The organism is Aeromonas sp. R10-2, from assembly GCF_040908445.1.
GTDB classification, from domain to species: Bacteria; Pseudomonadota; Gammaproteobacteria; order Enterobacterales; family Aeromonadaceae; genus Aeromonas; species Aeromonas veronii.
In genome coordinates, this window is sequence record NZ_JBFODS010000020.1 from 15172 (window position 1) to 37185 (window position 22014).

Sequence of the window (22014 nt, forward strand, 5' to 3'; positions counted from 1 at the left end):
AACAGCATGATAGCGGGTGTTGAGAAGGGGTTACCGGTCAGGTAGCCCCTTCAAACCGCAAGTCAGGGAGGCAAGGATGCTGGGGATCTGGTTGAGTGTGGCGCAGGTGGTGATCAGCGGTTATCAACCCATCGCGGAACAAACCTGGGTGCAGTTGAACCCGGAATATTATCCGCTGGCGCGCACGCCGCCTGCGATGTTTGTGGCCTGGCGTGGCAATCAGTTTCCGCCGCTGGCCCAAAAGCAGAAGCACGGTCGCTGGCAGATCCTCTTTCCCGCCCGGCTGGTCCCCCCTTTCGATCTGTTCGAGGGGGAGGCCGAGCTCTCCAAAACCTATCTGGCAAGGCTGCGGCGCATCGACGAGATGGCTTACGGGGTTGTCCCCGGGCAGGCTGTTGCGGCTGGTGCAATCGTGCAGCAGGGGAGTAAGTCCCCTGCCTATCACGCGCAACCTGTCGTGCCCTTTATCGCCGAGTTCCGTACACCCCAAGACGCGTTCGGTGGTGTTGATATGCTCACCGACCCCGCCGAGAGTGAACCTCTGCTCGCTCAGCTGGGGGTGACCTTTCGCACTGCGGGGATGAGTGGTGCCAAAGGAGGTGAGGGAGTAGCGAGCGCCGATATAGCGCTCGCCAGCCACACGGCTAGCTTATCCGCAGGCAGTGACGCCATGCTTACCCTCTCGGCTCCTGCGGCCGGCGGTCCACAAACTGTGTGTCATCAGGTCGCCGCAGGGGAGACCCTGTGGCGTATAGCGAATCAGTTATCCAGCGCTCAGGGAGCCGATACCTACAGCTATTTGCTGGCGCTGGTGGCAGAGAATCAGCCGCGGCTTGGCAAGAGCATTCGGGTCAGAACGGGGGAGGGTCTCTACTGCCCGAGTGCCGAGACCCTGGCGCGGTTTGATGCCCTGAGCCCGACCCAGCGTCAGCAGCAGTTCGCCCGGTTGGAGCAGGGGCGCTAAATGCAGAGTCGGTACCTTGTATCCGAATTTGGCCCGTGGTAGTATTCGCGCTCGTTTTGCGAGGTGCTGACCGGTCGCAGTTAGCACCATAAATTCATCCAAAAGAGATACATACTATGTCTTTCGTATTCCAAGCTGAAGTCCGTTCTGACCTGGGGAAAGGTGCGAGCCGCCGCCTGCGTCAAGCTGACCAAGTTCCTGCCATCGTTTACGGTGCAGGCAAAGAAGCCCTGTCCATCACTGTTGACCACAAGAAAATGATCCTGGCTCAAGAGAAGCCGGAATTCTATGAGTCTGTACTGACTCTGGTCATCAACGGTGAAGAAGTTAACGTAAAAGTGAAAGCTATCCAGCGTCACCCGGTACGTTACAAGCTGATCCACCTGGACTTCGTTCGCGTTTAATAGCGAACCGTCAGGTTGAAGAAAAGCCACTCTCAGGAGTGGCTTTTTGCTATCTGGCATCTTGTGAGCAGGCTGAAGGGACTTACCTGATAAGCCAGCAAGGCGGTTATCCCAGCTGGCTAAGGGCTTGTTGGCAACGCTGCTCGGCGGCATCAAGCTCCAGCAGTACCATCCTGATATCTTCCATCTGCTGTTGCAGTGTCTCCCGTTTTTCCTCAACCAGTCCCAGCATGGTCTGTAACTGGGTGCGGCTGCTCTTGTCGGCATCATAGAGATCAAACAGCTCGCGGATCTCGGCGAGGCTGAATCCGAGCCGCTTGCCGCGCAGGGTGAGCTTGAGGCGAACCCGATCCTGCTTGCTGTAAATGCGGGTTTGTCCCTCTCGGGCGGGATTGAGCAACCCCTGATCCTCGTAGAAACGGATACTGCGCGTCGTAATATCAAATTCCCGGGCCAGCTCACTGATGCTGAAGCGCCGTCCTTCATCCTTGTTGTTCATACAGACTTCTTGGCGAACTAAATCCTGTCTGCACCTTACCTAAACGTAAACTGCACTGCAACTCTTGTTCCATCGCGTCAGAACCCCTATGTTATGGCCATGTAACAAACAGAGGCAGGCAAATGGATATTGCAATTGTGGCGGCAAAACGGACTCCGATGGGGGCGTTTCAGGGGGCATTGGCAGAGGTCACTGCGCCTGAGTTGGGAGCCTGTGCCATCGAGGCGGCACTGCAGCAAAGTGGGCTGCGTCCGGAGCAGGTCGATGAAGTGTTTATGGGCAATGTGCTGGCGGCGGGCGTGGGGCAAGCGCCAGCCCGGCAGGCGTTGTTGAAAGCAGGGTTGCCAGATAGTGTGCCTGCTACCACGGTCAACAAGGTGTGCGGATCCGGCATGAAAGCAGTGATGTTGGCGGCGGATACCATCCGCCTTGGTGACAACAGGGTAGTGGTCGCGGGGGGGATGGAGAGTATGAGCCGTGCCCCCTATCTGCTGGATAATGCCCGCAGCGGCTTTCGGATGGGGCATCAAAAGGTGCTGGATCACCTATTCCTCGACGGTTTGCAAGATGCCTATGATGGCCAGCTGATGGGGATACATGCCCAGCGCAGCGCCGAACAGGCCGGTTTGACCCGCAGTGCCATGGATGAGTTTGCTCTTGCGTCGTTGCAGCGTGCGCGCGATGCGCAGCAAGCCGGCGCGTTTGCATCCGAGCTGGCAAGTGTCTATCGCGGTGATCGCTTGTTGCTGGCCGAAGACGAGCAGCCCGGCAAGGGCAGACCGGAGAAGATCCCGACCCTGAAGCCTGCATTTGGCAAGGAAGGCACTATTACGGCGGCCAATTCGAGCTCCATCTCGGACGGTGCGGCGGCGCTGATATTGATGGATGGCGCCACGGCGCAAGCTTGGCAGGTACCAGTGCTGGCACAGATTGTCGGTTATCAGAGCCATGCAGCATTGCCCGCCGAGTTTACCTCTGCACCCATTGGCGCCATTTCACGCTTGCTGGCGCGTTTGGCATGGTCGGTGGAAGAGGTCGATCTGTTCGAGATCAACGAGGCCTTCGCCATGGTCACCATGCTGGCCATGAGCGGGGTCGGCATCCCTCATCACAAGGTCAATGTGCATGGTGGGGCTTGTGCGCTTGGTCATCCGCTGGGCGCGAGTGGCGCGCGCATTCTGGTGACGCTGATTGCCACGCTGCGGCAACTGGGTTTACGGCGAGGCGTGGCAGCGCTCTGTATCGGGGGCGGGGAGGCGACCGCTATCGCGGTCGAAGTGAATGACGAAACGAATTAATTGGTGGCTTCCATCGCCAGCAGTTGTTCCGTGACCCAGGTGGTGGCGGCCAGATAGAGGTGACTCACCTTATCCTCGCTCAGCCCCAGGCGGGCTGTTCTGGCCGTGACCCGTGACCAGTTGGCGCTTTCGTAATCTTCACAAAACGCGAGGTAGAAACCCAGATTGCCTTTGCGCTCCAGCAGCGCCAGCCGAATATCGTCGATAAGAGGGATAGTGCCGAGCAGCTTGTCCATCGGCTGCTCCATCAGTACATCCAGCAGGGAGAAGAGACCGGTGATAAAGGCTTGTTGTGCCTGCTGGCTCGGGGCGTGGGCGTGGGCCAACAGTTCACAGAATCGAGCACGGATCATCGACATCTGGTAGAGCTCGGCGCTCTTGCCCTTGCCCGCACTGGTCGCGGCCACCAGCGAGACAAAGCGCTTTAGTTGGGTGTTGCCCAGATAGATGGCAGCCTGACGAAATGACGAAATAGGGTTGGTGTGGCCTTTGAGATGGTTGACATAGCGCAGCAGCTTGAGGGAGAGGGAGATATCCTGACCGAGCAGCTGCTCAATCTTGTTGATATCAGGCTCTGCCTCGTTGACCACGTTGAGCAACTGCATCACCACGACTTGCGCTGGCTCCATGGTGGCCTGCTTGACCATCTCGGGTCGGCTGAAGAAAAAGCCCTGGAACAGCTGGATCCCCAGCTGTTTGACCCGCTCGAACTCCGCCTTGTCCTCTACTTTTTCCGCCAGATAGGTGAGCCCCAGCGACTGATGTCGCTGGATAAACACTTTGATCTGCATCAGGGGGGTGGCACGAAGATCAAACTTGATGATGTGGATAAAGGGGAGGAAGCGCTCCCAATCCGGTGACATGGTGAAGTCATCGAGTGCCAGTTGATATCCCAGCTTGTGCAGCTGTTTCACCTTTTCCAGCAGGGCATCATCCGGTGGGGAATCTTCCAGGATCTCAATCACCACTTTTTCGGGCGGCAGGCACTCTGCCAATCCCTCCAACAGCAGTGAGTGGGGGAAATTGATAAAGCAGGGGCGGCCCCCCAACAGCTGATCGATATTTTGTTGCAGGAACTGTTCGACCACCAGGCGTGACGTCGCCTGCTGGGAGGAGATACTCGGGAAGACATTATTCAGACTATCGCGAAAGAGCAGCTCATAGGCATGAGTTTTGAGGTCTCTGTCGAGGATCGGCTGTCTTGCTACGTAGGAATACATGCCTTGCTCCAGTAAAGGTACTGGGTTGATTTTATGGTGTTGCAGAACACTATGCCAGTGTTCACCTTATTGAGTAAGGCAATAATTGGCATAGCGTTTTTTGCAGGGAAGGAATTTAGAAGAGATAGCTCAATTGTGCACCAGCCAGCCAGGCATCCCCTTCAGAAGTGCCCTGGAAGGTGGAGGTCGTCATCGGATTACCCGGTTGCAGCTCCATTTTTTCAGTGACATCCACCTTTTTGCCATCGATCAGGGTCAGCCCCAGATCCACGGTCAGGTTGGGCGTGAACTGATACCCCATTCCCAGGCTGTACCAGAGGCGATCGGCATCCGGGATGGAGATGGTACGACGATCGGCTGGCACAGGGCTGGCGTCATAGGCCACACCGGAGCGCAGTTGCCATTTGGGAGTGACCTGATAGGTCATACCGATGGCGTAGCGCCAGCTATCTTCCCAGTGCTCGTCCTTGATATGCATTGAGCCTTGGTGATCCAGCTCTGCTTCCAGTTGCACAAATTTACTCCAGTTGGTCCAGTTCAGGCTGCCATGGAGTGCGAGTTTGTCGGTCAACTGATGGAAGAGAGCCAATTCAGCGGTTGCAGGCAATGGTAAATCAAGGCGTCCGGTATCCTCGTATGGAGTCAATCCGTTTGCTCCTTGAGCATTACCTTCGAGCGTCAGTGTTGTATCGTGGCGATATGACAGCCCTACCCGTGTATTTTGCGATGGAGTTAGCAGCATCCCCGCGTTCCAGCCTAAAGCCCATCCATCGCCTTCCAGATGTTTCACTATCTTATGTTGGCCGACATTAAATACACCGCCAACCTCGCCTTCGCCCTGAATAGCAGAGATCCCGGCACCAATTGACCACATATCATTGATGCGATATGCGAGTGAGGTACCCAGATCCATGGTCTTGATATCGGAGACATTGCCAAAGTGGCCAGCGCTGTAGTTATCCGGCATCTTGACACCAAGACCATAGTAAGAGGTTGCCGAGAAACCGAGGCGCCACTGCTCGCTGAGTGGAATGATGAGATAAGCGTTGGGAACCCAGGCTGCTGCTGCAATATCGTGTGCTGTAGCATCAGCATGAGTTAGTAAACCGGCCGTTTTTCCTTCGATATTGACGTCAGGACTGACATAGATAGCGCCGCCAGAGAGCGCCATCTTATCGAAGCGGGTCATGGCTGCTGCATTGCGGGAGAGCACACTGGCGTTATCCGCGATGGCGGCCTCACCGGCAAATGCGCGTCCGAGGCCGGTGGCAGATTGCTCGGCTAGCTGGAATCCGGCGGCATGGGTTTGACCCGCGATCACCAGCAGGGCGATGGCGGACGGTTTGATGATGGGATGCATGGCAAAATCCTTGCTGTTACCCGAAGGTTCAATAGGTCATATGAATGGAGGCAGGATTTTATATGGTATGACCAGTAAGGCAATGGTAATGGCCAGTATCAGGATAAAACAAGATTAAATGCTGGGATGATGCACTCTAATAGATTGATTAGAAAAGAAAAATAAACACGTGTGTGCTACATGTGTGCGCTGAGATGGTTTTTTCGGATAAAAAAAGAGCGCCTGACGGCGCTCTTTCCATTCTATCAATAATCAGAACTTCATGTTGAAGCCAACAGATGCCAAGAATGCATCACCGTGTGAAGTACCAACCCAATGCGGGTTTTGTAGGCTTGCAGGACCATGAGTCGCACCCAAGCTTTCATCTACATCAACTTTCTTGCCGTCGATATATGTCAAGCCAAAGTCCAAGCTCATATCTTGGTTGAAGTGGTATGTTGTACCGGCGCTATACCAGATTCGATCAGAGTCTGGAATACTCAAGCTGCGATATTCTGCTTCAATCGGAGTCTTGTCATATGCAAAGCCAAGGCGAGCTTCCCATATTGGGTTGATATACCAAGTTCCTCCAAGCGCATAACGAGTTGAGTCTTTGAATTTCTCTTCTTTTTTCAACAGCGTTGCACCACTGCTGGAGGTTGCTTTCAGCTCTTGGAATGCGCTCCAGTCTGTCCAGTTGACGGAGTAGTGGACTGCAAATTGCTGATTAAGACGATGGTAACCAGCAAATTCAGCTTGGGCGGGCAAGTCAAGTTTCAAATTTCCATCAATGGTTTTACCAGCCAAACCTCCAAGGCCTGCGGGTAAATCGTTGGAATAATCGCCATCAAAACTCATATCTACCTGTGAACGGTAAGTGAGTGCTAATCGGTTGTCTTCATTGATTTCATAAAGGGTGCCGACGTTCCAACCAAAACCCCAAGTGTCTCCTTTCATATGGGAAACTCGGGTCTCATTAGGTAGCGATGGGATAAACTCACCGTTAAAACGGTTCAACTCTGCAGCGCCATAGACTGCATTGATACCGGCACCTATGCTGAATTGCTCGTTGATGCGGTAGGCAATGTTGGGGTTGATGTTGAACGTAACAAGGGATGTGTCACCAGCTCCAGAACCTGCGTTGAAACTCTTATCGTACTCGGTAGACAACCCGTAGTTGGAGAAGAGACCAATACCCCAAGCCCACTGGTCATTAATTGGTTGGATAAAATATGAGGCTGGCACAAAGGCTGCTGGTGCAATGTCATCTTGGCTGGCACCTTTGCCACGCAAAGGAATAGTTCCTTCCACATCCACATCCGGTTTGATGTAGGTGCCGGAGACAGAAACTGCCATCTTGTCGAAGGTGGTCATGGCGGCCGGGTTACGGGCCAGAACGGAGGCGTTGTCGGCAATAGCTGCTTCACCGGCATAGGCGCGACCCAGACCGGAGGCCGAGTGCTCGTTCAACTGGAATGCCGCGGCATGGACTTGACCGGTGGCCAGCGCGATGGTGGCGGCAATCAGGCTCTTCTTGAAAATAGTTGTCGTCATGGTGTTCTCTCTTGTAGGCAGATTTTTTTGCCGATATTGGCTGCACGTTCAATGCAAACCTCGACAAAATCCGTTTTTATTTCAGCTTCTTCCCAATCAATTCTGGCGTGATTCTATGGATCTGGTAGGAGGTAAGAAATCAGACCAGTGACAGCAGAATACATAAAAGTGATCGATGTGTTAATCATTTGTTTTAACCTGCTGTTTAATTCATCATTTTCAGGGTCTAAAGGTGGATTATTGACCTGGATTGCCGATCTCCGTCACAAAAATAATTTTGTCAATTTTTCGAAATCTTGAGGCAAATGAGTGACAAAGGGGAGTAAACAGGGAGAGAACAGGCTGCGGCTCGTGACCGCCGCCTGCTATTGAGGATGGTTCTGAGGTTGTTAACCGGCGATGTTAAATGTCCCACTGCAGACGTGACTGCAGAGCATTGGCAACGGGGGCAAGTGGCTCTTTCATCTCGCCAATCAGTACCATATTGGCGCCTTTGAGCTGGACAATCTCCCCTTTGAGGGTGCCATCTTCAAAGGTGGCCTGTTGCAGGGTTAATGGAACATGTTTGGGCACTAAAAAGAGGGTGACTGGCCCCATCTTTCCCTGGATCACCATGTGCAAGGCCGGTCCCTGATAAAACGAGCAGTGATTGACATAGGTCACCTTGAGCCCATCCATCCCGCTTAAGGTGGCGCCATACTTCTCCATCTTGGCATTGATGTTATGCAGATTGACCTGTTCATCGACACCTTCAATAAAGGGTTCTTCGCCATAGACATGAGCCATCGCCACCTGTGCGAGGGAGAGGGCCGCAGGAGCCGTTTCTGGCAGCGTGATCCAGCGGGTGCTCATTCCCAGCAGGAAGGCGACCGATGCAGCCAGGGCGATCTGGCGCCAGGATGTTGATGTCCGGATCTTGACCGGCGCCGTGCCAAGGGGGCGGGATGGCGGCAAATCATCTGGCGCGTCACTGTCTTTCTGCATGGCTTGCCTGAGCAGGATCCGCTCGGCCAGTCCGGCTGGGACCTCTACCTGCATGGCGTGCTTGAGAGTTCTGTCGAACTGCTTCATCTCGTCGAGATAGTTCCGATTGGCCTGGCTTGCTTCAGCGGCTTTGAGAAAATCCGGCAGTTGATCGTGGGGCTGGATCATGGCGTTGCGGCGAAATTCGAGTTCATCCATGTCCGTGTCCTCTTGCTTGGTTCTTCTGCTCCATCGCCTCCTTGATCTGGTTGCGGGCGCGAAACAGTCGGGTCATGACGGTGTTCTTGTTGAGGCCGAGCATCTCGGCAATCTCCTCACCACTGAATCCTCCCACGACTTGCAGCAGCAGTGGCTCCTGGTACTCCTCGGGCAACCGGGCGATGTGACGGTGCAACCACTCGTTCTCCATTTCCTGTTCGCTGTGCAGCGCATCGTGCTGGGGCTGAGGGTGATCGTCGAGATCCACCAGCTCCAGCTGTTTGCGTTCAAAGCGGCGGGCGTTCTCCCGTCTGAGGATGGTGATCAGCCACCCTTTGGCCGCCTTGTCATCCTGCAGGGTGTCGATAGCCTTCCAGGCACGCAGGAAGGTCTCTTGCACCAGATCTTCCGCCACGTTGGGATCCCGGGTCAGCCAGTAGGCATACCGGTAGAGATCGCCATGCAGCGCATGAACCAGTGCTTCAAATTTGGTTTGTTTGTCAGCCATGGGATCAGAGACCGGCGAAGTGGCCGGATCATTTCCACCAATATGCTGCTGAGCACGTTTTTTTCTAAAAAACAGCAGTGCCATAGGGCAATCCTTGTCAGGGGGCGTGGCGGCGGGAGCGGGAACTCCCGTGCGCCAGCAGGTAAATCAGGTACGCAATACCGGCGGTTTCATCGGCCCTGAGGGTACGCGCTAGAGCGCGCCACTCGATGGGCGGGCTAGAAGAGGGTCGTGCAAAACAGGCTCGCTCGAGTGCGGCGAGCGCGTTGCCGAGCCGATTATGCCCAGCGTCAGGCAACTGGCCTAATTGATAATAGGAGACCTGCCAGCGCATGGTCGCCCACTTGATCAGCGCCTTGCGACTGGCATCCGGCTGTTGTCGGGAAAGGGCACGTTGCAGTTGATAGAAGGCGTGCCAGCGGGGCCAGTGGCGCCATAGCGCACGCAGCGTTATGGCCAGCACGACCCACCAAAGGCTCTCTCGCAGTGCCATCTGCGATGTCTGCTGATCAGGTTGCCGATTTGTCGTTGCCTGAAACGTCAGCGTGATGGCAGGGAGGCTGGCCTGCTCAATCCGGCCACTTTGGGTATTAAACCAGGGCAGAGCAATGGGGGGCAGCTGGTAGTCGCCGCTCTGCTCCGCGACCAGAGTCTGGCGCCACTGTCGCTCAAACAGCAGCTTGCCATCTCGGTAACGCTCCTGCTGTTGCTCGCCATCGGGATGTGCCTGTATGCCGTTTGGCAGTTGATGGGCCATCAGGGGGGCAAGCTGTATCTGGCCGCTGTCACCATTTTCCATGGTCAGGGTGAGGATACGGATCAGTGGTTCACCCACTTCCCCCGTGGAGGCCGGTTCAAGCCGTTGACTCAGGGTCAGCCGGGTGGCCACCGGCGTGGCAGGGGCTTTGTCCACCCTCACCTCGAGCGGTGCCGCGCGGGCCGAGAGCCGTTGCGGCTTGCCCCCTTGCGGCGTGAGCTGCCCCTGCAAGCGGGGTGAGTCGAGGTGCCAGAGTCCCGGCGCTTTTGCCTGAATGAGCCAGCTGCGGGTGAGCCGGCCGGGTAGACCAGCCTGAACGGGGGCGATCCACTCGTCGCTACCGAGGCGACGGATGGTAAAGTGGGCAGAGCTGAGTTCGCTCAGGGCCGGGTTTTGCATGCTGGTGGGCAGCCATAGTGTCAGTCGGTAGATCACCGGCTGGCCGGGATAGAGCGGGCCCTGATGATCAAGGCTGGCCTGCATCTCGAGGGGCGAGGGGGCTGCGGGTTGCGGCAGCGCCGCTGTTTTCACCTCTCTCAATGGCAGGGTGAGCGAGGGAGTGAACTCATTTCCGAGCTTGAGCGGGGCAATCACCACCTTTGTATTAGCGGGTGAGTCGCTCTGGTGCAGCGGGATCTGCCAGCGAGTCAGTTGTTGTACCGGGGTGGTGACCCGGCTCATGGTCACTCTGCCCACTGCAAACTGGCGCAGTAGGGGGGAGATCTCCAGCTCGTTGCTCTGGCGCTCGCCATCCGCTTCGATGATCAGCAGCCAATCGCTGGGGGCGGCCCCCGGCAGCAGCTCTGCCCGAGGGGGCAAAGCCCAGCAAAGTGGACTCGCGAGTGCGACCAACAGCCCCCATCCTGCCCGCGTCACCAGGGCTCCTCCACCTTGATAAGGTCCCGGCGCAGCGCCTCTTTGCGTAGTCGCTGCTCCAGCAACAATACCGGGGGAGATGGTGGCAGGGGCATTGCTGCTACCTGTTGATCTGCGGATGGTTCGGGCTGTTTACTGTTGCTGGTATCGGGAGCCGCCGCTGCGCCCTGTAACAGAGAGAGGTTATAGAGCGCATCTTCATGGCCGGGTTCAAGTGCCAGAGCGGCCAGATAGGCCTCCTTGGCTGCGGCAAACTCCCCCAGTTGCAGCAGGGCATTGCCGCGGTTGTAGTGGGCGGTGGCGCTCGTCGCTTCCTGATAGGCTGCGATGGCTTGTCGGTAGGCTCCGGCCCGATACCAGGCGTTGCCGCGCCAGACTGGATCGTTGAAGGTGTGGGCAGCCCGCTGAAAATCCCCCTCTTGATAAGCCTGCATCGCTTGCAGATTTCCCTTCTCTGCAGCTTGCAGGTCTTGTGGCGCCAGCAGCTGTGCTCCCACCATCAGTGCGATCATCAACCGAGCGCCGACTCTGGCCAGCAAGGCGAGCGGTAACAAGGGGATTAGCAACCAGGGGCCAAGATCAAGTGGCGCCGGGGTGAGGGCCGAGGTGGTGGTGGGCAGCGGTGCAAAGTGAGGGACATCGCTATCAAGCCATTGCAGCTCACCGCCGAGGCGATTGGCCATGGCGGCAATGGCCTGACTATCGGGGGCGGGCAACTGCGCGGGCATGCGGGTGGCAAACCCCAACTCATTGGCCGGAATGGCGGGCATGGGGGCCGGTTGACCGCTGCTGGCAAGCAGAATATCGAGGCGTGCCGACTGGGTGTTGCGGCAAAGAAGGCGTTGTTGGCAGGGCCACAGGGCGGCGATTTGGGTCATCTGATTCTGGGTGAGGTCGTCGGTGATCAGCAGCAGACGCGCTTGTTCTCCAGGGGCCAGCTGCTTCATGGCAAGTTCCACCGCCCGTGCCGGGTTGCTGCCCTGCAACGGCATGATATCGGGGCGCAAGTCGGGCAGTAGCAGCGAAAGGGCCTGATGATCCCGGGTTGGCGGCATGGCGAGGTAGGCGTCGCCTGCGTAGAGGATCAGCGCAATGCGCTCGCCCTTGGCGCGGCTCAGCAGCTGCTGTAATTGCCATCTGACCCGGGTTGCCCGATCCGGTTTGAGATCGGTGGCGGTCATCGAGCGTGACAAGTCAAGTAGCCAGATATCTAGCGGTGCTGCAGGCTGCTGTTGCAGCTCACCGCGCAGTGCCGGTCCACTCAGGGCCAAAATCACGGGCAGGGTTGCCAGCCAGAGCCAGGGACGTTGAGGACGGGATGCTGGCAGCAGATAAGCCTGCATCGCAGGTGCGAGCAGCGGGGGCTGGCGACGACGGTGCCACCCTTGCCAGAGCCAGGGGATGAGTGCGATCAGCCACAGGGGGCGGAGCAAGATCAGCTCCATCTGCGCGCGCCTCGTGCCAGCCAGTTACGCACCATGCGAAACTCGAGTCTGCCGTGCCCTGATGGCAGAAGCAGCAAGCCACAAAGCAGTGCCAATGGCCAGGGGTAGAGCTCGATCACCGGCTGGTACTGGGCAATCGGCATAGGGGCAGGTTCAAGGGCATTGAGAGTCGCATTGATGGCATCGAGATCGCTTTGGGTGCGTGCCCTGAAATAGCGCCCCTGTCCTGTTTTTGCCAGCTCTTTCAGGAGCGGTTCGTCCAGTTCGCTGCTGGGATCGGCCTGACCGCTGCCCGCCTCATCGTAGGGTTGAATAAAGGTATCGGGATCGGCCCCGACCCCCAGCGTGTAGATCCGTATTCCCTGCGCTGCGGCGAGTTTTGCCTCCTGCAGCGGGTCGGCATTGCCTGCGGTATTGCGGCCATCAGTGACCAGCAGCAGGGCGGTGGGGCGACCCGGATCCCCATGCTGACGTGCCAGCTGGATGGCTTCGCCAAGGGCGGTGGTTCGGCCGACCAGATCAAAATCGAGCTCGTCGCTCAAGGTCAACAGCGCCGGGATCTCCTGAGTGAGGGGAGAGAGCAGATAGGCGTGATCGGCAAAGACGATGAGGCCCACCCTGTCTCCGGCCCGTTTGGCGATCAGCGCCTTGATCTGCTGGCGCACCGCCGTCAACCGTGCTTGCTGCTCGCCGTTATCGAGCATATCAGGGGTGCGCATGCTGTCTGACAGATCTACCGCCAGCAGCAGATCCCGACTCCCTTCATATTGGATCACCGGTTCCCCCCACCACTGGGGACGGCAGAGGGCGAGGATAAGGGCGCACCAGAGCAGCATGGCGCGCCAGAGCGGCAATCCGGCCTGAGGACGCAGCAGCGCAAACCCGGGGTGAGCCAGATAGCCGCGGCGCAGGGGTGGCAAGCCGAAGCGCACCAGCAAGGGCAGCACCAGCGCCAGCGCAAACCAGGGCCAGGCCAGGATCATGGATGCCTCCGTGCGTCTTTACGCCCCGAGCGGGGAGAGCGTTGCAAGAAGAGGGTCTGACCCCAGCGGCGATAATGTTGCCGAAGTTGTTCGCACTGCTCGCTGCTCGGATTCTGGCTGCCATAGAGCCAACTGCTCCAGTGAGACGAGAACTGGCTAAAATCGCTGCCACCGTGACGATCAACGAAGGCGAGCCACGCCTCACCCTGAAGCTGGCGCGCCTCGGGCCAGCATTGCAATGCTTCATGACGCAGGGCCTCCTGTATGCGTGCCACCAGCAGTGCCGGATCTCCCTCCAGCTGACGACACCAGCGGCGGTAACGTATCACCCTGCGGGCAATCAGGACGATCAGCAACAGCAATAACGCTGTGATCAATAGCCACAATAGCGCCAGCACTCTGGGATCAAGACTCTGTTCAATCAGATCCGGCCCCGGGTGAATGTCGCGCATCAGGGCGGCCAGCGGCGGAGTGATGGCGTCGGAGGCTGGACTGGCGCTGTCGAGTTCGGCGGGGGAGGTCATCCCTGATGACATAAACCCTCCTGCCACTGTTGTTGCAGCGTCTGGCCGTTATCGAGCAGGTAGAGGCGCTGCACCAGCGGCAGCAACTGCTGCTTGCCATGGGCCAGCTGCTGTTCGGCAGCTTGCTGGTAGCGGCGGGAGAAACCGGCATGGCATCCATCCAGCCAGCCCTGATAGTGTTGCCCTGGCCGATCAATAGCCACCGGCAGTTGGCCATCAGGGGCAATGGCTGCCTCGAGGGGATCGCGGATCTGCCAATAGTGAATATCGTGGCGCCGCGAGAGCAGCTGCAACTGATGACAGAGCGTCGACTCGCAGGGTCTGTGGTCGGTGATGATCGTCAGCTTGGCTCCGTGAGGCAACTTCACGCCGGACAAGGTGTCGGCTAGCGAGTGAGAAAGGGGCCGACGTGCCAGCCCTTGCTGGTAGTGATGGCAGAGGGATTCGAGCAGGGGCAGCACGCTGCTGCGCTGGCTCTGGTGATGGGGGATAAGCCCGTGGTAGATCAGGGTGTTGTGCTGCTTCTCCCCTTGCCAGATCAGGGCTGCTGCCAGCTCGCATCCCAGACGCGCCTTGAGCTGTAGTGTGGAGCCGAAATACATGGCGGGAGATAGATCGAGCAGCAGCCAGTGCGCCTGATCGATCTCCTCGCTATAGAGGCGGGTATAGGGACGACCGAGGCGTGCGGTCACTCGCCAGTCGATATGGCGTACCTCGTCACCAGCCTGATAGGCGCGCAGCTCCCGAAACGTGAGTCCGGGAGCGCGGCCAGGTTTGCCGCGTTCGCTGCTGCTTCTGCCTGCGTGAGGTGGCTTCTTGGCCTTGGCCCAGAGCCGGATATTGAGCAACCGTGGCAGCGACAGGGCGATGTCGGGATGCAGACTGGGAGCTAGGGGCATGGCACCTGATCCAGCAGTTGGGCGATCAGGATATCGTTATCCAGATTGTCGGCCAGTGCCTGATAGCTAGGAATAAGGCGGTGGCGCAGCACCGGATAGGCTTGCAGCTGGATATCTTCCGGTAGCACATAATCTCGTCCGGCAAGCCAGGCTCGGGCGCGGGCGGAGCGAGCCAGCCCCAGCGTAGCCCGAGGGCTGGCCCCCACAGCAATCAATGGCTCAAGGGCAGGGCAAAGGCCGCTACCCGGGCGAGTGGCGCAGACCAGCTCCACCAGATAGTGCTCCAGTCGGCTTTGCATGGTCACCGCCAGCACTTCGCTGCGAGCACCTTGCAAGGTGGTCTGGCTCAGGGTCACTGGTGCCGCGCCAAGCTGTTCGCCGCTGGCGTTGAGCTGCAAGATGGCGAGCTCCATGGTGGGGCTCGGGTAATCCACCATCAACTTGAGCAGAAAGCGGTCGAGCTGCGCCTCCGGCAGGGGATAGGTTCCCTCCTGCTCGATAGGATTCTGGGTGGCGGCGACCATAAAGAGAGGTGGCAGCCGCCAGCTCTTTTTGCCCACGGTGATCTGGTGTTCAGCCATGGCTTCAAGTAGTGCTGATTGCACTTTGGCCGGTGCTCGGTTGATCTCGTCCGCCAGCACCAGATGGTTGAAGAGGGGGCCTGGTTGGAATACAAAACTGGCATCCTGCGGGTGAAACACCTCGCTGCCGGTGAGATCGGCGGGAAGCAGGTCGGGGGTAAACTGGATACGGGCAAAGCGCCCCTCAACGGCGCCAGCCAGCGCCTTGACGGCGCGGGTTTTGGCCAGCCCGGGGGCCCCTTCGATTAACACATGTCCTTCACATAACAGGGCAATCAGGAGCCCTTCAATTAGCTCCTCCTGCCCCAGGATCTGACTGCCAAGATAGTCCCTAAGCGCTCTGAACTCCGCCGCTGCCATGCGATAAACCCGTTGTTTTTATGGAAGTTGATCTTTTTATACTCCAGTTGCTTCCCAAGGGCGAGCAAAGGGGCCTTGCCGTGCTTAATTTAGTTTCAATCAGCTGTATGAAACCTGTGATTGGATTGTTAAGATGTGGCGCAATGAGGTCAGACCTCTGCCTTTTAAACCAAGGAGCCAGGATGAAACAGCCATTGAAACTGACGACTCGCCAGGGCGAACGGATTGCCGTCGTGGCGGGGCTGCGTACCCCCTTTGCCAAGCAGGCCACCGCCTTTCATGGCGTGCCTGCAGTCGATCTCGGCAAACTGGTGGTGAGCGAGATGCTCGCCCGTACCGATCTCGATCCCAAGCTTATCGACCAGCTGGTGTTTGGCCAGGTGGTTCAGATGCCGGAAGCCCCCAACATTGCTCGCGAGATCGTGCTCGGTACCGGCATGAGCGTCAATACCGATGCCTATAGCGTCTCCCGCGCTTGCGCCACCAGCTTTCAGGCGGTGGCCAACGTCACCGAATCCATCATGGCCGGTACCGTAGACATCGCCATCGCCGGCGGTGCCGACTCCTCTTCCGTGCTCCCTATCGGAGTGAGCAAGAAGCTGGCCCGCGCCCTGGTGGATCTCAACAAGGCGCGTAATCTGCAGCAGCGCTTCAATATTCTGCGTCAGCTGCGGGTCAAGGATCTGCTGCCGGTGCCGCCTGCAGTGGCGGAATACTCTACGGGACTTTCGATGGGACAGACCGCCGAGCAGATGGCCAAGAGTCACCAGATTAGCCGCGAGGCGCAAGATGCGCTGGCTCACCGCTCCCACACTCTTGCCGCGCAGGCTTGGGCTGATGGCAAGCTCAGCGGTGAGGTGTTTACCGCCCATGTACCGCCCTACAAATCACCGCTGGAGCGGGACAACAATATCCGTGAAAGCTCGGATCTCGCGAGCTACGCCAAGCTCAAGCCGGTGTTTGACCGGGTTCATGGCACAGTGACTGCGGCCAACGCCACGCCGCTGACCGATGGCGCCGCCGCAGTGTTGCTGATGCGCGAAGGTCGGGCGAAAGAGCTTGGCCTCGAACCGCTTGGCTATATCCGCAGCTTCGCCTTCTCGGCTATCGATGTCTGGCAAGACATGCTGATGGGCCCCTCCTATGCCACGCCGCTGGCGCTGGACAGAGCTGGTATCACGCTCGGTGATCTGACCCTGATCGACATGCACGAAGCCTTTGCCGCCCAGACTCTGGCCAACCTCAAGATGTTTGCCAGCCACGATTTTGCCCGTGACAAGCTGGGCCGCGAACAGGCCATCGGCGAGGTGGACATGGAGAAGTTCAACGTCCTCGGTGGTTCGCTGGCCTATGGCCACCCCTTTGCCGCGACCGGTGCGCGGATGATCACCCAGACCCTGCACGAGCTGCGTCGTCGCGGCGGGGGACTGGGGCTCAACACCGCCTGTGCGGCGGGTGGATTGGGCGTGGCTATGGTGTTGGAGGTTGAATGATGAGCGCTAAGACTTTTTCCCTGGATGTTCGCAAAGATGGCATCGGCATCCTCACCATGGATGTGCCGGGCGAGAGCATGAATACCCTGAAGGCCGCCTTTGTGGAGGAGATCCGCACCGTGCTGGCCGAAGTGAAACGCAACAAGGATTTGATCGGTCTGGTGATCACCTCCGGCAAGAAGGACTCCTTCATCGCCGGCGCTGACATTACCATGCTGGCCGCCTGCACCAGTGCCAAGGATGCCGAGACCCTGTCACGAGAAGGGCAGGAGATCTTTGCCGAGATCGAGGGGCTGACTATTCCGGTGATCGCCGCCATTCATGGCCCCTGCCTCGGTGGCGGGCTGGAGCTGGCGCTGGCCTGTCATGGCCGGGTGGTGACCGATCACGGCAAATCTGTGCTGGGATTGCCGGAAGTGCAGCTCGGCCTGCTGCCGGGCTCTGGCGGTACCCAGCGTCTGCCGCGCCTTATCGGTGTGGCCAAGGCGCTGGATCTGATGCTGACCGGCAAGCAGGTGCGGGCCAAACAAGCCAAGAAATTGGGGCTGGTGGACGATGTGGTGCCGCCGTCAATCTTGCTGGATGCTGCCATCAAACTGGCCAAGAAGGGCAAACCGCGCCATCAGCTGAAACGGGATCTGCAGGGCAAGGTGCTGGAGACCAACAAACTGGGTCGCAAGGTGCTGTTCGATCAGGCTAGCAAGGGGGTTAAAGCCAAGACCCGTGGCAACTACCCGGCGCCGGAGCGGATCCTGGATGTTGTGCGCATCGGCGTGGAGGAGGGGATGAAGGCCGGTCTGGCCGCTGAATCCCGCCACTTTGGCGAGCTGGTGATGACTGCAGAGTCTGCCGCCCTGCGTTCCATCTTCTTTGCCACCACCGAGATGAAGAAAGAGGTCACCTATCAGGGAGCCGAGCCGCGCAAGGTGGCCCATGCCGCCGTGCTGGGCGGTGGTCTGATGGGGGGCGGCATTGCGTTCGTCACCGCTACTAAGGCGGGCGTGCCGGTGCGGATCAAGGATGTGGCAAGCGCCGGGATCGGCAATGCCATGCGCTACAGCTATGACATTCTGGCCAAGAAGCTCAAGCGTCGCCACATCTTGCGCAGCGAATTGGAAAAGCAGATGAGCCTGTTGACCGGTACCCTCGACTACTCCGGTTTCCACCGGGTGGACATGGTGGTGGAGGCGGTGTTTGAAGATCTCAATCTCAAACACCAGATGGTGAAGGACGTGGAGCGTGAGTGTGGTGAACACACCGTATTTGCCTCCAACACCTCTTCCTTGCCCATCAACCAGATTGCGGCAGAGGCGGCGCACCCGGAGCGAGTCGTGGGGCTGCACTACTTCAGCCCGGTGGACAAGATGCCGCTGGCGGAGATCATCCCCCACGCTGGCACCAGTGCCGAGACGGTCGCTACCACCCTGGCTTTTGCCCGCGCCCAGGGCAAAACGCCCATCGTGGTGAAGGACGAAGCCGGTTTCTACGTCAACCGCATCCTCGCCCCCTACATGAACGAAGCGGCGCGACTGGTGCTGGAAGGGGAGCCGGTGGAGGTGCTGGATAGCGCGCTGCTGGACTTTGGCTTCCCGGTTGGCCCCATCACCTTGCTGGACGAGGTGGGGATCGATGTGGGCGCCAAGATCTCCCCCATTCTCGAGAAAGAGCTGGGCGGCGAGCAGTTCCAGGCGCCCAAGGCGTTCGACAAGCTGCTGCAAAACGATCGCAAGGGACGCAAGAACGGCAAGGGCTTCTACCTCTATGGCAAGGCGGCACCGCGCAACAAGCTGACTGGCAAAGAGGGCAAGAAGACGGTGGACGAGAGTGTCTATGGCGTGCTCGGCATCAAGCCGTCTGCCAAGCTGGCCCGTCAGGAGATCGCCGAGCGCTGCGTGTTGCTGATGCTCAACGAAGCGGCGATGGCGCTGGATAGCGGTGTGGTGGCGTCGGCCCGTGATGGCGATATCGGCGCCATCTTCGGCATCGGTTTCCCGCCTTTCCTTGGCGGCCCGTTCCGTTATATGGACACGCTCGGGATCGATCATCTGGTTGGCCGTCTGGAGTATTACCAGAAGCGCCATGGCGATCGGTTTGCCCCCTGTGCCCGCCTCAAGGCGATGGCCGCAGAGCAGCAGACCTTCTACTGATAATCGCTGTAGAGTGACCGCAAGGCAAAGAGGCCCGCACACCATGCGGGCCTCTTTCTATGTCGAGCTTTACTCAGGCTGCTGCAGCCAGGGCTGCGATCATGCAGACAGAGGCGAAGGCAGATAAAAAACGGCCCACCGAAGTGGGCCGTCGAGATCTCAAGCAAGGAGTCAGATCCCCGGTTTGCGCTCCGGGCAGCGGCCGATGATATCTGCAGGCAGATCACCGTTATCCTGCTCCAGCACTACGTCGAACCCCCACAGCTGATGCAGGTGTTTGAGCACCTCATGGCGTGAGTCGCCAAGGGGTATGCGGTTGTGGGGCACATAACGCAGGGTAAGGGAGCGATCCCCCTTTACGGCGACGTTGTACACCTGAATATTGGGCTCCAGATTGCTGAGGTTGTACTGGGCCGACAGGGTATTGCGCACTTGACGATAGCCTTCGTCATTGTGAATGGCGGAGACCTTCAGATAGTTCTTCAGATCGTCGTCATCAATGGCGAACAGCTTCATATCCCGCATTACTTTCGGGCTTAAGAACTGGCTGATAAAGCTCTCGTCCTTGAAGTTCTGCATGGCAAAGTGGAGGGTGTCGACCCAATTGCTGCCGGCATAGTCGGGGAACCAGTATCTATCTTCCTCGGTCGGGTTCTCGCAGATGCGGCGCAGGTCGGTAAACATGGCAAACCCCAGCGCATAAGGGTTGATCCCCGAGTAGTAGCGGCTGTTGTAAGCCGGTTGATAAACTACGTTGGTGTGGCTATGCAGCACCTCCATCATGAAGCGATCGCTCAGCTTGCCCTCGTCATAGAGGTGATTGAGGATGGTGTAGTGCCAGAAGGTGGCCCATCCCTCGTTCATCACCTGAGTCTGCTTTTGCGGATAGAAATACTGGCTTATCTTGCGCACTATGCGCACCACTTCCCGCTGCCAGGGCTCCAGCAAGGGGGCATTCTTCTCGATAAAGTAGAGAATGTTCTCCTGGGGTTCGGCGGGGTAGCGCCTGTCCTCCACACCCGCGGCTTTATGCTGTTTGGGCAGGGTACGCCACAGCTCGTTGACCTGAGTCTGCAGATAATCTTCCCGCGCCTTCTGACGCCGTTTCTCCTCTGCCATCGAGATCTTCTGGGGACGCTTGTAGCGATCGACCCCGAAGTTCATCAGCGCATGGCAGGAGTCGAGCAACTGCTCCACCGCTTCTATACCGTGCTTCTCTTCACACTGGGTGATGTAGTTCTTGGCGAACAGCAGGTAGTCGATGATGGAGGAGGCATCGGTCCACGCCTTGAACAGATAGTTGTTCTTGAAGAAGGAGTTGTGGCCGTAGCAGGCGTGTGCCATCACCAGCGCCTGCATCGGCATGGTGTTCTCCTCCATCAGGTAGGCGATGCAGGGATCGGAATTGATGACGATCTCGTAGGCCAGCCCCATCTGGCCGCGCTTGTAGTTGCGCTCGGTATGGATAAAGCGCTTGCCGAACGACCAGTGTTGATAGCCGATGGGCATGCCGACACTGGAGTAGGCATCCATCATCTGCTCGGCGGTGATCACCTCGATCTGGTTGGGGTAGGTGTCCAGCCTGTAGAAACGGGCGACCCGGGCGATCTCCTGGTGATAGGTCTCCAGCAGATCGAAGTTCCAGTCTGGTCCGTCATCCAGTGGCGCTACACGTTTTTCTGTTTCGATCATGTGACCTCCTCACGCCGCTTGTTTCTTGAACAGCTCGCGGAACACCGGATAGATATCCTCGACTTTACGAATGTGCTCCATCGCAAAGTGGGGGAACTGGCTGGCTACCGACTCATATTCGTGCCACAGGGTCTGGTGGGCACGGGTAGTGATCTCGATGTAGGAGTAGTACCGCACCCTTGGCATGATGTCCCGCGCCAGAATTTCACGGCACTGCGGTGAGTCATCAGCCCAGTTGTCTCCATCCGACGCCTGCGCCGCATAGATGTTCCACTGGTTGGCGGGGTAACGCTCATTGATGATGTCATTCATCATCTTGAGGGCGCTGGAGACGATGGTGCCGCCAGTCTCCTGGGAGTAGAAGAACTCGTGCTCGTCCACCTCCTTGGCCTGGGTGTGGTGGCGGATATAGACCACTTCGACGTTCTTGTAAGTCCGGCTCAGGAACAGATAGAGCAGGATATAGAAACGCTTGGCCATCTCCTTGGTGGCCTGATCCATGGAGCCCGAGACGTCCATCAGACAGAACATCACCGCCTGACTGGAAGGGACGGGCCGTTTGACGAAGTTGTTGAACTTGAGATCGAAGGTGTCAATAAACGGCACCGCATCAATCCGCCGTTTCAGCTCCCTGATCTCCTTCTCGAGCAGTGCTATTTCGGCAAAGTGCTCGTTGGGATCGGTGGCCAGCAGAGCCAGCCGCTCTTCCAGTTCGTGCAGTTGGCGTTTCTTGCCCGCTTGCAGCGCCATGCGCCGCGCCAGCGAATTTTGCAGGGAACGCACCACGTTGATGTTGGCGGGCACCCCGTTTGAGGTGTAGCCCGCCCGATAGGTTTTGACCTCCATCAGCTGATTGAGCTGGGTTTTCTGCAGCCTGGGCAGCTCCAGATCTTCAAACAGCAGATCGAGATACTCATCCTTGGAGATCTGGAACACGAAATCATCGGCCCCTTCACCCTGATTGGATGCCTGTCCCTCGCCGGAACCCTGTCCGCCGCCCCCTCCTTTGGGACGGTCAATCTTGTCGCCGGAGACGAACTGGTCATTGCCGGGATGCACCATCTCCCGTTTACCACCGTGCCCCTGATGAAAATGGGGCTCGCCGATATCCTTGGTCGGGATGCTGATGCTCTCGCCCTTGTCTACGTCCTGAATGCTGCGCTTGGAGACAGCATCCGAGACCGCTTGTTTTATCTGCTTCTTGTAGCGGCGGATGAAGCGCTGCCGATTGACAGCGCTTTTGTTTTTGCCGTTGAGCCTGCGGTCGATAAAATGCGCCATAACTCCCC

At 58.2% G+C, this 22014-nt stretch carries 19 protein-coding genes; 5 read left to right on the top strand and 14 right to left on the bottom strand.

What is annotated here, in order from left to right:
- Positions 1-76: 76 nt before the first annotated feature.
- Positions 77-964 carry a hypothetical protein gene (locus AB5Y97_RS04415; protein ID WP_368157286.1) on the top strand — a complete coding sequence of 296 codons (888 nt, stop codon included), beginning with the start codon at positions 77-79 and terminating at the stop codon, positions 962-964.
- A 116-nt stretch (positions 965-1080) separates the two neighbouring features.
- Positions 1081-1368: a 50S ribosomal protein L25 gene (gene rplY, locus AB5Y97_RS04420; RefSeq protein WP_005333252.1), complete on the top strand. Its 288-nt coding sequence runs from the start codon at positions 1081-1083 to the stop codon at positions 1366-1368.
- 106 nt (positions 1369-1474) lie between these two features.
- On the opposite strand, the gene AB5Y97_RS04425 is transcribed toward rplY, so the two are convergent.
- On the bottom strand, positions 1475-1867 hold the full coding sequence (locus AB5Y97_RS04425) for a MerR family DNA-binding transcriptional regulator (protein WP_005360322.1): 393 nt from the start codon (positions 1865-1867) through the stop codon (positions 1475-1477).
- A gap of 122 nt (positions 1868-1989) precedes the next feature.
- Between AB5Y97_RS04425 and AB5Y97_RS04430 the strand changes: the two genes are divergently transcribed.
- Positions 1990-3165, top strand: a complete 1176-nt coding sequence (locus tag AB5Y97_RS04430; RefSeq protein WP_368157287.1) for an acetyl-CoA C-acyltransferase — start codon at positions 1990-1992, stop codon at positions 3163-3165.
- Here AB5Y97_RS04430 and AB5Y97_RS04435 read toward each other — a convergent pair.
- The 11 genes from AB5Y97_RS04435 to AB5Y97_RS04485 form a co-directional block, all read right to left on the bottom strand.
- Positions 3162-4385, bottom strand: coding sequence for an EAL and HDOD domain-containing protein (locus AB5Y97_RS04435; protein WP_236294863.1), 1224 nt, complete (start codon positions 4383-4385; stop codon positions 3162-3164). The two genes, AB5Y97_RS04430 and AB5Y97_RS04435, sit on opposite strands and share 4 nt — an antisense overlap.
- Positions 4386-4500: 115 nt before the next feature.
- Positions 4501-5745, bottom strand: coding sequence for an OmpP1/FadL family transporter (locus tag AB5Y97_RS04440; protein WP_368157288.1), 1245 nt, complete (start codon positions 5743-5745; stop codon positions 4501-4503).
- Between the two features lie 252 nt (positions 5746-5997).
- A complete protein-coding gene (locus AB5Y97_RS04445) occupies positions 5998-7278 on the bottom strand; it encodes an outer membrane protein transport protein (RefSeq protein ID WP_368157289.1) in 1281 nt (426 codons plus the stop codon).
- 402 nt (positions 7279-7680) lie between these two features.
- Complete coding sequence (locus AB5Y97_RS04450; RefSeq protein WP_368157290.1) at positions 7681-8460, bottom strand: DUF3379 domain-containing protein; 780 nt, start codon at positions 8458-8460, stop codon at positions 7681-7683.
- On the bottom strand, positions 8453-9052 hold the full coding sequence (locus AB5Y97_RS04455; protein WP_005333245.1) for a sigma-70 family RNA polymerase sigma factor: 600 nt from the start codon (positions 9050-9052) through the stop codon (positions 8453-8455). Before AB5Y97_RS04455 ends, AB5Y97_RS04450 begins: the two co-directional genes overlap by 8 nt.
- Positions 9053-9065: 13 nt before the next feature.
- The gene (locus AB5Y97_RS04460; RefSeq protein ID WP_201946581.1) at positions 9066-10577 is read right to left on the bottom strand and encodes a BatD family protein; all 1512 of its coding nucleotides are present in this window, start codon (positions 10575-10577) and stop codon (positions 9066-9068) included.
- A 20-nt stretch (positions 10578-10597) separates the two neighbouring features.
- Complete coding sequence (locus AB5Y97_RS04465) at positions 10598-12046, bottom strand: VWA domain-containing protein (RefSeq protein WP_201946390.1); 1449 nt, start codon at positions 12044-12046, stop codon at positions 10598-10600.
- Positions 12037-13029: a VWA domain-containing protein gene (locus tag AB5Y97_RS04470; RefSeq protein WP_368157291.1), complete on the bottom strand. Its 993-nt coding sequence runs from the start codon at positions 13027-13029 to the stop codon at positions 12037-12039. Before AB5Y97_RS04470 ends, AB5Y97_RS04465 begins: the two co-directional genes overlap by 10 nt.
- Positions 13026-13565, bottom strand: coding sequence for a DUF4381 domain-containing protein (locus tag AB5Y97_RS04475; RefSeq protein WP_201946393.1), 540 nt, complete (start codon positions 13563-13565; stop codon positions 13026-13028). Before AB5Y97_RS04475 ends, AB5Y97_RS04470 begins: the two co-directional genes overlap by 4 nt.
- On the bottom strand, positions 13550-14452 hold the full coding sequence (locus AB5Y97_RS04480) for a DUF58 domain-containing protein (RefSeq protein ID WP_201946395.1): 903 nt from the start codon (positions 14450-14452) through the stop codon (positions 13550-13552). The genes AB5Y97_RS04475 and AB5Y97_RS04480 overlap by 16 nt, the downstream gene beginning before the upstream one ends.
- Positions 14443-15393 carry a MoxR family ATPase gene (locus AB5Y97_RS04485; RefSeq protein WP_064337904.1) on the bottom strand — a complete coding sequence of 317 codons (951 nt, stop codon included), beginning with the start codon at positions 15391-15393 and terminating at the stop codon, positions 14443-14445. The genes AB5Y97_RS04480 and AB5Y97_RS04485 overlap by 10 nt, the downstream gene beginning before the upstream one ends.
- 182 nt (positions 15394-15575) lie before the next feature.
- On the opposite strand from AB5Y97_RS04485, the gene fadI reads away from it, so the two are divergent.
- The gene (fadI, locus tag AB5Y97_RS04490; RefSeq protein ID WP_201946397.1) at positions 15576-16886 is read left to right on the top strand and encodes an acetyl-CoA C-acyltransferase FadI; all 1311 of its coding nucleotides are present in this window, start codon (positions 15576-15578) and stop codon (positions 16884-16886) included.
- Positions 16886-19033 carry a fatty acid oxidation complex subunit alpha FadJ gene (gene fadJ, locus AB5Y97_RS04495; protein ID WP_201946583.1) on the top strand — a complete coding sequence of 716 codons (2148 nt, stop codon included), beginning with the start codon at positions 16886-16888 and terminating at the stop codon, positions 19031-19033. The genes fadI and fadJ overlap by 1 nt, the downstream gene beginning before the upstream one ends.
- 171 nt (positions 19034-19204) lie before the next feature.
- Here fadJ and AB5Y97_RS04500 read toward each other — a convergent pair whose 3' ends face one another.
- Both AB5Y97_RS04500 and AB5Y97_RS04505 read right to left on the bottom strand, forming a co-directional pair.
- A complete protein-coding gene (locus AB5Y97_RS04500; protein ID WP_368157292.1) occupies positions 19205-20725 on the bottom strand; it encodes a SpoVR family protein in 1521 nt (506 codons plus the stop codon).
- Positions 20726-20734: 9 nt separating this feature from the next.
- On the bottom strand, positions 20735-22006 hold the full coding sequence (locus AB5Y97_RS04505; RefSeq protein ID WP_021230168.1) for a YeaH/YhbH family protein: 1272 nt from the start codon (positions 22004-22006) through the stop codon (positions 20735-20737).
- Positions 22007-22014 lie beyond the last annotated feature (8 nt).

What these genes read in the sequence shown, in the direction of transcription:
- AB5Y97_RS04415 (WP_368157286.1), top strand. Translation starts at nt 77, where the DNA reads ATGCTGGGGATCTGGTTGAGTGTGGCGCAGGTGGTGATCAGCGGTTAT.
- rplY (WP_005333252.1), top strand. Translation starts at nt 1,081, where the DNA reads ATGTCTTTCGTATTCCAAGCTGAAGTCCGTTCTGACCTGGGGAAAGGT.
- AB5Y97_RS04425 (WP_005360322.1), bottom strand. Translation starts at nt 1,867, where the DNA reads ATGAACAACAAGGATGAAGGACGGCGCTTCAGCATCAGTGAGCTGGCC.
- AB5Y97_RS04430 (WP_368157287.1), top strand. Translation starts at nt 1,990, where the DNA reads ATGGATATTGCAATTGTGGCGGCAAAACGGACTCCGATGGGGGCGTTT.
- AB5Y97_RS04435 (WP_236294863.1), bottom strand. Translation starts at nt 4,385, where the DNA reads ATGTATTCCTACGTAGCAAGACAGCCGATCCTCGACAGAGACCTCAAA.
- AB5Y97_RS04440 (WP_368157288.1), bottom strand. Translation starts at nt 5,745, where the DNA reads ATGCATCCCATCATCAAACCGTCCGCCATCGCCCTGCTGGTGATCGCG.
- AB5Y97_RS04445 (WP_368157289.1), bottom strand. Translation starts at nt 7,278, where the DNA reads ATGACGACAACTATTTTCAAGAAGAGCCTGATTGCCGCCACCATCGCG.
- AB5Y97_RS04450 (WP_368157290.1), bottom strand. Translation starts at nt 8,460, where the DNA reads ATGGATGAACTCGAATTTCGCCGCAACGCCATGATCCAGCCCCACGAT.
- AB5Y97_RS04455 (WP_005333245.1), bottom strand. Translation starts at nt 9,052, where the DNA reads ATGGCACTGCTGTTTTTTAGAAAAAAACGTGCTCAGCAGCATATTGGT.
- AB5Y97_RS04465 (WP_201946390.1), bottom strand. Translation starts at nt 12,046, where the DNA reads ATGGAGCTGATCTTGCTCCGCCCCCTGTGGCTGATCGCACTCATCCCC.
- AB5Y97_RS04470 (WP_368157291.1), bottom strand. Translation starts at nt 13,029, where the DNA reads ATGATCCTGGCCTGGCCCTGGTTTGCGCTGGCGCTGGTGCTGCCCTTG.
- AB5Y97_RS04475 (WP_201946393.1), bottom strand. Translation starts at nt 13,565, where the DNA reads ATGTCATCAGGGATGACCTCCCCCGCCGAACTCGACAGCGCCAGTCCA.
- AB5Y97_RS04480 (WP_201946395.1), bottom strand. Translation starts at nt 14,452, where the DNA reads ATGCCCCTAGCTCCCAGTCTGCATCCCGACATCGCCCTGTCGCTGCCA.
- AB5Y97_RS04485 (WP_064337904.1), bottom strand. Translation starts at nt 15,393, where the DNA reads ATGGCAGCGGCGGAGTTCAGAGCGCTTAGGGACTATCTTGGCAGTCAG.
- fadI (WP_201946397.1), top strand. Translation starts at nt 15,576, where the DNA reads ATGAAACAGCCATTGAAACTGACGACTCGCCAGGGCGAACGGATTGCC.
- fadJ (WP_201946583.1), top strand. Translation starts at nt 16,886, where the DNA reads ATGAGCGCTAAGACTTTTTCCCTGGATGTTCGCAAAGATGGCATCGGC.
- AB5Y97_RS04500 (WP_368157292.1), bottom strand. Translation starts at nt 20,725, where the DNA reads ATGATCGAAACAGAAAAACGTGTAGCGCCACTGGATGACGGACCAGAC.
- AB5Y97_RS04505 (WP_021230168.1), bottom strand. Translation starts at nt 22,006, where the DNA reads ATGGCGCATTTTATCGACCGCAGGCTCAACGGCAAAAACAAAAGCGCT.